Below are 8,420 nucleotides of genomic sequence, written 5' to 3' on the forward strand. Positions count from 1 at the left end.
CTATCTCTTAAGGAATTACGCATTCAACTGACTGATAGCGAAAAATTTTACGGATTACGTTTAATACCCTAATTGATTTCTGTACTTTGTTTCTGCATATTAATTTTTATAATCGTTACTAAAATAATAAGAATACCTACAGCCTGTAGAATTCCTATGCGTTCATTCAGCATAAAATAGGCACTCAATATAGAAACCGGGATTTCTAAGGTTGCCAGTATTCCTGCTAAACCTGCACCTATTTTAGGAACTCCATTATTAAAAAGAATAGGAGGTAAGACAGTACCAAAAAGACCCAATACAACACCCCATTTTATAAGTGCCCCAGTATTTAATTCTTCGATAATCTGAATATTCCAAAACAGGAGAATGGCTATAAAACCGCCCATAACCAGATATTTACTTCGGGTGATATTAGGCAATTCTACCGAAACTTTATTTGTAGCATACATCGTGACAGTATACGATAGGGCGGCAAGAAAACCGTATCCAAAGCCAACAGCACTAAAGTTAAAATCACTTTCAAAAATACGTGATGCGAGAACCGTCCCCAGTAATACCACAACTGCTCCTATAAGTTTGGTTCGGTTTACGAGCTGGCGATCTATAAAATACTCAAGTATTATGCTCATCCATACGGTTTGCATAAGAAGAATGATACCTATAGATACCGGCACATATTGTATCGCTAAGTAGTAAAAGCAACTGGTTAAACCTAAAGGAGCACCAAAAAGAATTAATTTCAGTTTGGGATATTTAGCCGAATATTTTTGAGGTTTCTGCTCTTGGTTTACTTGTTTTTTAGATAGAAAGAAAGAGATAATGCTCAAAACCACCACTCCAAATACAAACTGTAGAAAGGTAAGGGCAGCGGTACCAAAACCTGCATTGTTAGCCAGTTTTACTATAGTTGCCAGAACGCCATAGCTTGCTGCTCCTATAGATACAAAGGCTATTCCTTCTAATTTATCCATAAATTTTGTTACTGATTATTTCCCGATTAAAGGGGTAGACTTTTTTTGAATCGTGTCTCGATTGATAAATTGAGTGGTTAAAATTAATTGACTGAACTAGTCGTAATTTTTTTTAGACCTTATAAAATAATAGATTTAATTATGATTAATTAGTAAGGATTATTATTCTGAATATTTCAGAGGGTAAATTTAGAATGAAAATTTAAACTGCATAAGTCTATAACGGTCTATTCTTAGCAAATTATAAACAGATTACTAAAAAAAAAATACGTTGCAATCTTCAAAAAAATTGAAGATTGCAACGTACTCAGAATAACATTACTTAAAATTAATACTTCTAGCTTGTTAATTATTAATTTGAGTAGCTTGAGTAAGAACCTGTTTAAAAACATCTACCGGCTGTGCGCCAGTTAATGCACTTTTACGATCAAAAACAAATGTAGGTACAGAGTTTACACCCATATTTTTCCAGTAGGCTTGCTTAGTACGCACTTCATAACGTGCTTCTTCACTATCTAATCTACTTAAAGCTTCTTCAGCATTTAAGCCCACGTCAAGTAGTGCTTGTTTTAGAATATCTCGTTTAGAAACATCTTTACGCTCGCTAAAAAATGCTTTAGTCAATTGCATTTTTAACTGCGTTTGCCTACCAAATTTGTGAGCATATTCTAATAAGATATGCGCGTCAAATGTATTTGCCATACGCATCTCTTCAAAATAATCAAAGGTAAAGCCCAGCTCTGCACCGGCATCTGCCATACGTTGTTGTGATTCTTCTTGCTGTTCTAAAGTAGAACCGTATTTTTCTGAAATGTGTTCTCTTAGATTTTGCCCTTCTACAGGCATATTAGGATTCAACTCAAAAGGTTGCCATTCTATCTCAATCTGGTCTTCTATACCCAGTTCTGCAATTGCTTTCTCCAGTCGTTTATAGCCTATAGTACACCACGGGCAAACTACATCTGAAACAATATCAATTTTTAATTTATTAGACATATTAAAATTTTAGTACGTACCGTATTAGTCGTTCGAAATTCTAAATATTCAAACAAGGTTTAGCGGTTCTATTTTTTAAACAATTCTGGCTTTAAGTCGTTGTTAAATTTAATATCAGTCCAAGTTACGGTAATCCAGGGATCGTTAGTAACTGCAGCATCCCAGGTAGATTGCTTGTACTTGCGATTAACAGGAATTAAAATTCCGTCTATATTCTCATACTCAAGCAGCATTAGATAGGGTGTTTCAATCACACCAAAATCAACTACAGTAAATAAAAACTGATCTATTAATCCCGTTTCTTTATTGATATAAACCTGGTAAATATCGGTAGGCTTACTTTTAGCAAAATCGAAGCTAATTTTGACAATATCATAAGCTTTATTATTTACTGTCTTTTCGCCCAAATACTCATAGTTTATACCATCGTCGAGTAATTTTTGCATCATGGTAAACCAATAAAAATTAGTTGGTCTATTAAATTTTACCCGTTGCAGTTGATCTTCACTCTCTACATATTCGCCATTATGCCTAAGCCAGAAATTAGAGCCATCATAACCTTGTTCAATTAATCCGTCTAATTCGGGAAGGGTTCTCTCGTGTTGCATATACGCTCCATAAGAATACTCCCCATCAAAAACATATTTTTCAGTAGAAATATCTGCTTTACCGTCTGGCGTCTGATAGGTATATGTATATACAACATCTTTTTTAGTTTTTAGCAAATCGTAACTGCCAACTTTCTGAACCATATTATAGACCAACTCGTGACCTTTATTCTGAAATTCTGGTTTTACTACTTTTACTTCTTTTTCTTTTCCGTTAAAGCCACAAGAGATGAATAGCAGCGTTAGAATCCCTGATAGAAATTTAATTTTCATATACTAACTGGTTTTGATTAGGAATTTAATTATGCAATTTCACTTAATTGCACTTGTGGTTTAGCATTAGTAAAATTTGGAAGATCTGCTAAAATTGTTTCAGCATTGTCGCCAAATGATTGCTGAAAACTTTCCATAGATTCAAAAGTAACATTTGCGATTAGTACATATGGCGCTGGTAAATCTGGAGTCGCACCGGCAATACCAAAATTTACATCTGAAGCAACTATTACTTCACCTATAAGTTCTGCTATTAAATTACTGTGCTGATTTATGTAATAATCTTTATCAAACTTTAAATCTGCACTATTAGGATACATTACCGTTAATTTTATCATTTTCTAAGTTTTAGGTTAATCAGCGGTAATCGTTTTATATATCACTATACGATCACCGTATTTATTTTTAATTTTTTTAGCTGTTGAAATCACTCAGGCCAGAGATCTATTCTAGTTTTTACAAGCAGTTTTAAACCCTTAAATTTTGAATTATCGTATTTTAAGAACAATCCGAATGACTTTCTACACTAAAACAGAAAGTCATTAGCATCTAAAAAATAGGGCTTAGTGATACGCTTTATTTTTTCCAGGTAAATTTTTCAAAAGGAGCATCTATCGGAGTATTTGCAATGTGATTTGTATAATTGCTTATTACCTTTTGAGATAAACCCAGGATTACTTCAAGTACCTGTCGTTCACCATAACCCGCGTCGTAAAATGCTTGAAGATCTTGTTGTGAAACATTACCCCGATTACGAACCATAGATAATGTAAACGTACGTAATGCTTCTAATTTTGAATTTTCTAACGGAGTCTCATTACGTAAAGATTCTGTAATGCTATTATCTACTTTCATCATATTAGCAATCGCTGTATGCGCAGGAACGCAGTAGTGGCACTCGTGCTCTACATTAATGGTCTGCCATACGACTGTTAGTTCGTCTTTATCAAAAGAAGAATCCATAAATAGTTTATGTAAATTCTGATATCCTTCTAATAATCCTGGAGCACCGGCTAAAACACCGTGTAAACCGGGAATCATACCATTGGTTTTTTGTGATTGTTCTAAAAAAGGTTTGCTTGCTTCGGGAGCAGTTTCTAAATCGTGAATTTTTAAAGTTGTCATTGTATTCAATTTTAATTAATTAATATCTAAACGTTCGTTTAGTTTTAGTGTAAAAAAAACGTTTAGATGTTTTTAAACGTCATTTCTATATAATCTTTAATTTCTTTATCTGTGTTTACACGTGAGGCGGCAGCAAGACCATGTTTTGCGAGGACCAGATAGTTTGCCAATTTTAGCAGTTCATCTTCATTTGTGTAACCACTTATTTTCAATTTTTCAATGAAAAGATCTTTAAGTGAATTCATAAACGTACTCATTAAATCATTTACTATTGGGTCATCAATTTCTGAGAATTCATTATAGGTATTAGTAAGTAAACAACCTTTTTCAGCTTCCTTCTCAGAGCTTATTTCAACAGAATCATAAAAAAACTGTTTGATATCATCAACACCTTGTGTGGCATTTTTAAACTTCTCAAACATCGCTGCCACTCTAGATTTGTAACATTTTAAACTTTCTAAAAAAAGACCGTGTTTGCTTCCAAAGCTTGAATAGATAGAAAATTTATTAATGCCCATTTCTTTCTCAAGCATTTGCATAGACGTATTTTCATAGCCTTTACGCCAAAACAAATTCATTGCTTTGGTGATCACTTCTTCTTCTATGTATTGTTTTTTACGAGCCATTTTTTAAATACATTGTAAAACTAACCATTCGTTTAGTTTTGACAAGAATCTTTAACACCAATTTAATTTTTTTGAATTGAATTATTGGAAGAAACTTAGTTTTCCATCATCGAGAAATGATTTAGATCAACAGATTTCCCCAATAAGACATATCCTTCATTATTGGGGTGTAACCAGTCTTCAGTATAGTTTTTTAATATCTTTTTAGGTTCGTCGGGGTCTCTTAGAATTTTGTCAAAATCTATATAAGCATCAAAATTACCAGGAGTTCTAATCCATTTATTTACATTATTTCCGAAGAATTTGAAAATTGAAACCGCTTAGAATGGCTTATCTAGGTTCCTGATTTTACGTTTTACAAGCTTAGGCAGCGGTTACCGGTTTAGCTGTAGTCTTATTTTCCTTTATAAATAACCTTATAGATTTTTGTGGTATTTTTTATATCAATAAGTGGATTGTCTTCTAAAATTAACAAGTCTGCTTGTTTGTTTTTTTCAATAGTGCCTTTACTATAATTTTTTCCAAACCATTTTGCAGGATTTATAGTTGCCGTTTTTAATGCTTCGAAATTACTTAATCCAGCAGCTACAAACCGTTCTAGTTCCTGGTGCAAAGATAATCCTGGGACAAGCCAAGGGTTGGGAAAATCAGTTCCTGCAAGTAGTAAAGCTCCCTTTTTATTCAATAGATTGACGGTTTGCACTTGAAAATCATTATAATTTTCTATTTCTTCTGAACCTCCATAACCTACGCTTTCCCACCAGCCTAATAATTCATTTAAACCTTCACCAATTTTGTTTTCAAGTATTGATTTACAATATAGTGTATCTGTTTGATTGTAAAAGAGAACAAGAGTGGGACAATTCCATATATTATATTTTATAGTTTTATTAATAGCTTTATCTAATTTTTTTTCATCAATATCCTGCGCAGAAATTTGATCAAACGGAACATCGTAATTTTTTAGCAAAACGCTTTTGGGTAATGTATCATATTTAGTAGAGAATCGTGCATAACCACTTAAATGCTGTATCTCTCCAGTGAATTTGGTAAAGTAATCTTCTTTGTCAATAGAGGTAGGCATATGGTGTGTAGACTTGATTTTTTGGGTCTTGCAATACTTTAATCCTGTTATAAAAACATCTTTATTAAGTCTGCTATACATTTTAATAAAATCGTACCCATTTTGCATTTGCTCATCAATCTTTTCTTGTATATCGCTAGCATCTGTGACGATTGGTCCTAAATGGTCATTTCCAAATGAAGGAGGGTCGCCATCAATTAGTTCAGAAGCAACAAATATATCAGGATAATTGGGTAAAAGGTTATCGTTTACGCTATCTCTTTTATTTAATATGTATTCATTTCCTGCCATTACACGTACAGTAGTAATTCCGTACTTTAAAAACATTGGCATTGAAAAATTATCAATATAGGTGTTTGAATGTATGTGCATATCAACTAAAGCAGGAATAACGAATTTATTTGTAGCATCTATAGTTTTAATGTTATTGCTGTTTTTCCAATTAGCACTATTTACAATCGAGTGGATTTTATCTCCTGAAATTAAAATGGTTTTATTTTTTAGAACCCTTTCGGAATTCATCGGGATAATATTGCAATTTGTTATTGCTAAATTAATATCTTGTCCCCAGGCAAAATAAAATTGATATACTAGAGCTAAACAAATTAATATTCTTTTATTCATAATCATTCCGTCTTGTACTGAAATAGGTTGAGTATTTTTGGTTTATTATATTGTATTTTTTATTGCTAATATCGGTATTTTTCTGTATTGTCTGTAATTATGATTTTGATTTGAGTGATCGAGGTTTGGAGTTTTAAATTCCAGGCGTAGTGCATTCGTTTAGAGCTGTAGATTTTGATTGCTTTTTCAACCATTTTCTGAGCCTGTTTTAGACTCACCATTGTTTTACCCAATCCAAATACCTGTTTTAATATTCCGTTTATTCGTTCGGCTACTGCATTCTCATAGGGGTAGTATAGTTGTGTCATACTGATGTTGATCCCGTTTCTCTCCGCGAAGTTGGTATAGGTAGGATTACAGTATTGCAGACCGCGGTCGGAGTGATGAATGAGCTTTTGGTTGGGATATTTTCGTTGTTTTAAGGCCATTTGCAGGGCATCTATGCAGAGGCTTGTTTTTAAAGTTCACGATGACGTTAAATCAGGAATATACGTACATTTTAAAGAAACTTCATTCTGCTAATTTACAAACGATATAAAACTAGAAAACCGCCTAAAAGCGGTTTAAATACGTGAGGTTTTCTAAGAATTAAAGGCTTGTGCAACGGTTACCATTGTTGTAGCACGTATTTCTTATCCAATTACTAATCCACAATCTGGACATTCTTTTTCTTCAATTCCAATTTTTGCAGAACAGGCTGGACAAGAATCTGTTTTAGAATATATAAAATCATTATTTGAATGGTTAATATATTCAGCTATTGGTCTTTTCACCTTCGCTATTTTAAATTCCGTTTTTCTTTTCCCAAAAAGAGGAGTCCGATTCCTTATCCAGTATTCTTGGACCATATTTTTTTTATCCTCAACAATAAAGAAGTAATGTGTTCTCATTGAAAAAGGTAAAGCAAATTCAAAAATACTACTGTCTTTAGTTTCAAAAGGGCTTATTTTCCAATCTTCCGTTTTAGGTTTTTTCACTTCGATTAAAGTCAATCCGTTCTCTTTAAGAAAATCAGAAATCTCTTTTGAATAACCTTTAAAATAATAATAGAACCTTCTTACGGCTAAATAATTCAGATATACAATTAGAGGTAAGATAAAAACAATAAAAATTCCTTCGTAAGGTTGTTTCATTCGCAATGTTTGTCAGTATGTGCTACAACGTTGATGTGTAAGGATAGTTGCGTGTTTAAGCAACTAACTTAGTAAAAATGGAACGAACCAGAGGAAAATCCGTAGGATTTTCCAAGTATGCGAGAACCAAGCAATTATTTTTACACGGTGTGCCTGTTGCACAAGTTAGCAAAAAGCTAACATAGGGTTTATAATTAATTTAGAGAAGTGTTGTAATTTCATGGTATGCAAGGAAAAAAAGTATATCAGGAGCAGTTGTTCAACAGTTTTCGGTTGAGTGAGCGCATACCCTCCACAAATTTCTACCGGCGTTTAAAGAATGCGCTGAACCTGGATTTTCTCTATGAACTTACCCGTGACTTTTACGGCAGCAGTGGTCAAAAGAGTATAGATCCTGTTGTGTTTTTTAAGCTCTGCTTAGTGGGGCTATTTAGAAAACATCATTAGCGACCGGAAGTTAATAGAGCATTGCAGTATGCGTCTGGATATTTTGTATTTCATCGGTTATGATATTGATGAAGAATTGCCCTGGCATTCCACCATCAGTCGAACGCGGCAGTTGTTTCCTGAAGATGTCTTTGAATCGGTTTTCACAAAAGTATTCAGCCTTTGTGTAGAAGCTGGGATGGTCATTGGCCATACCCAGGCTATTGACAGCGCTCCTGTAAAAGCCAACGCTTCGATGGACACTCTGGAACTTAAAGTGCCTGAGGAAGAATTAGAATCTCATCTGCGCAGGGTTCGTCACATCAGTACGATGGACAAAGAGCAGCCGTTTCGTAAGAGTAAAGGCGATAAATCAGATAAAAACCAGCGCGGCATAACTGCCAACGAGCAGGAACTACAGGCTATTAACACCCGCAACAAGCGTTGGAGTAAAGATCAGGATCAGCGTCCGGAAGCAGGAAATAAGGGAAGTAAATACACTAGCAATAAAACGCATTATAGTCTTATCGATCATGATGCACGCATCAGTG

9 protein-coding genes and 1 pseudogene are annotated in these 8,420 nt (G+C 33.9%); 1 reads left to right on the plus strand and 9 read right to left on the minus strand.

The features are described from left to right. Window positions 1-68 precede the first annotated feature (68 nt). From ACEN25_RS06100 to ACEN25_RS06140, 9 genes are all read right to left on the minus strand, one after another. On the minus strand, window positions 69-974 hold the full coding sequence (locus ACEN25_RS06100; protein ID WP_441802137.1) for an EamA family transporter: 906 nt from the start codon (window positions 972-974) through the stop codon (window positions 69-71). 345 nt (window positions 975-1,319) lie between these two features. Continuing rightward, the gene (locus tag ACEN25_RS06105; RefSeq protein ID WP_441802138.1) at window positions 1,320-1,970 is read right to left on the minus strand and encodes a DsbA family oxidoreductase; all 651 of its coding nucleotides are present in this window, start codon (window positions 1,968-1,970) and stop codon (window positions 1,320-1,322) included. 68 nt (window positions 1,971-2,038) lie between these two features. Further along, a complete protein-coding gene (locus ACEN25_RS06110; RefSeq protein ID WP_441802139.1) occupies window positions 2,039-2,851 on the minus strand; it encodes a DUF6503 family protein in 813 nt (270 codons plus the stop codon). Between the two features lie 29 nt (window positions 2,852-2,880). Beyond that, window positions 2,881-3,189 carry an EthD family reductase gene (locus tag ACEN25_RS06115; protein WP_441802140.1) on the minus strand — a complete coding sequence of 103 codons (309 nt, stop codon included), beginning with the start codon at window positions 3,187-3,189 and terminating at the stop codon, window positions 2,881-2,883. A gap of 238 nt (window positions 3,190-3,427) precedes the next feature. Continuing rightward, complete coding sequence (locus ACEN25_RS06120; RefSeq protein ID WP_441802141.1) at window positions 3,428-3,976, minus strand: carboxymuconolactone decarboxylase family protein; 549 nt, start codon at window positions 3,974-3,976, stop codon at window positions 3,428-3,430. A gap of 62 nt (window positions 3,977-4,038) precedes the next feature. Continuing rightward, window positions 4,039-4,602 carry a TetR/AcrR family transcriptional regulator gene (locus ACEN25_RS06125; protein WP_441802142.1) on the minus strand — a complete coding sequence of 188 codons (564 nt, stop codon included), beginning with the start codon at window positions 4,600-4,602 and terminating at the stop codon, window positions 4,039-4,041. A 394-nt stretch (window positions 4,603-4,996) separates the two neighbouring features. Then, window positions 4,997-6,310, minus strand: coding sequence for an amidohydrolase family protein (locus ACEN25_RS06130; RefSeq protein WP_441802143.1), 1,314 nt, complete (start codon window positions 6,308-6,310; stop codon window positions 4,997-4,999). A 65-nt stretch (window positions 6,311-6,375) separates the two neighbouring features. Continuing rightward, on the minus strand, window positions 6,376-6,753 hold the full coding sequence (locus ACEN25_RS06135) for a transposase (protein WP_441802152.1): 378 nt from the start codon (window positions 6,751-6,753) through the stop codon (window positions 6,376-6,378). Between the two features lie 189 nt (window positions 6,754-6,942). After that, window positions 6,943-7,443 (minus strand): hypothetical protein, encoded by a 501-nt coding sequence (locus ACEN25_RS06140; protein ID WP_441802144.1) that lies wholly within the window; start codon window positions 7,441-7,443, stop codon window positions 6,943-6,945. A gap of 225 nt (window positions 7,444-7,668) precedes the next feature. Between ACEN25_RS06140 and ACEN25_RS06145 the strand changes: the two are divergent. Beyond that, window positions 7,669-8,420, plus strand: a pseudogene (locus ACEN25_RS06145) (transposase); the annotation flags it as partial.

The sequence above is a fragment of the Leeuwenhoekiella sp. W20_SRS_FM14 genome (assembly GCF_052119605.1).
In the GTDB taxonomy this organism is placed as follows: domain Bacteria; phylum Bacteroidota; class Bacteroidia; order Flavobacteriales; family Flavobacteriaceae; genus Leeuwenhoekiella.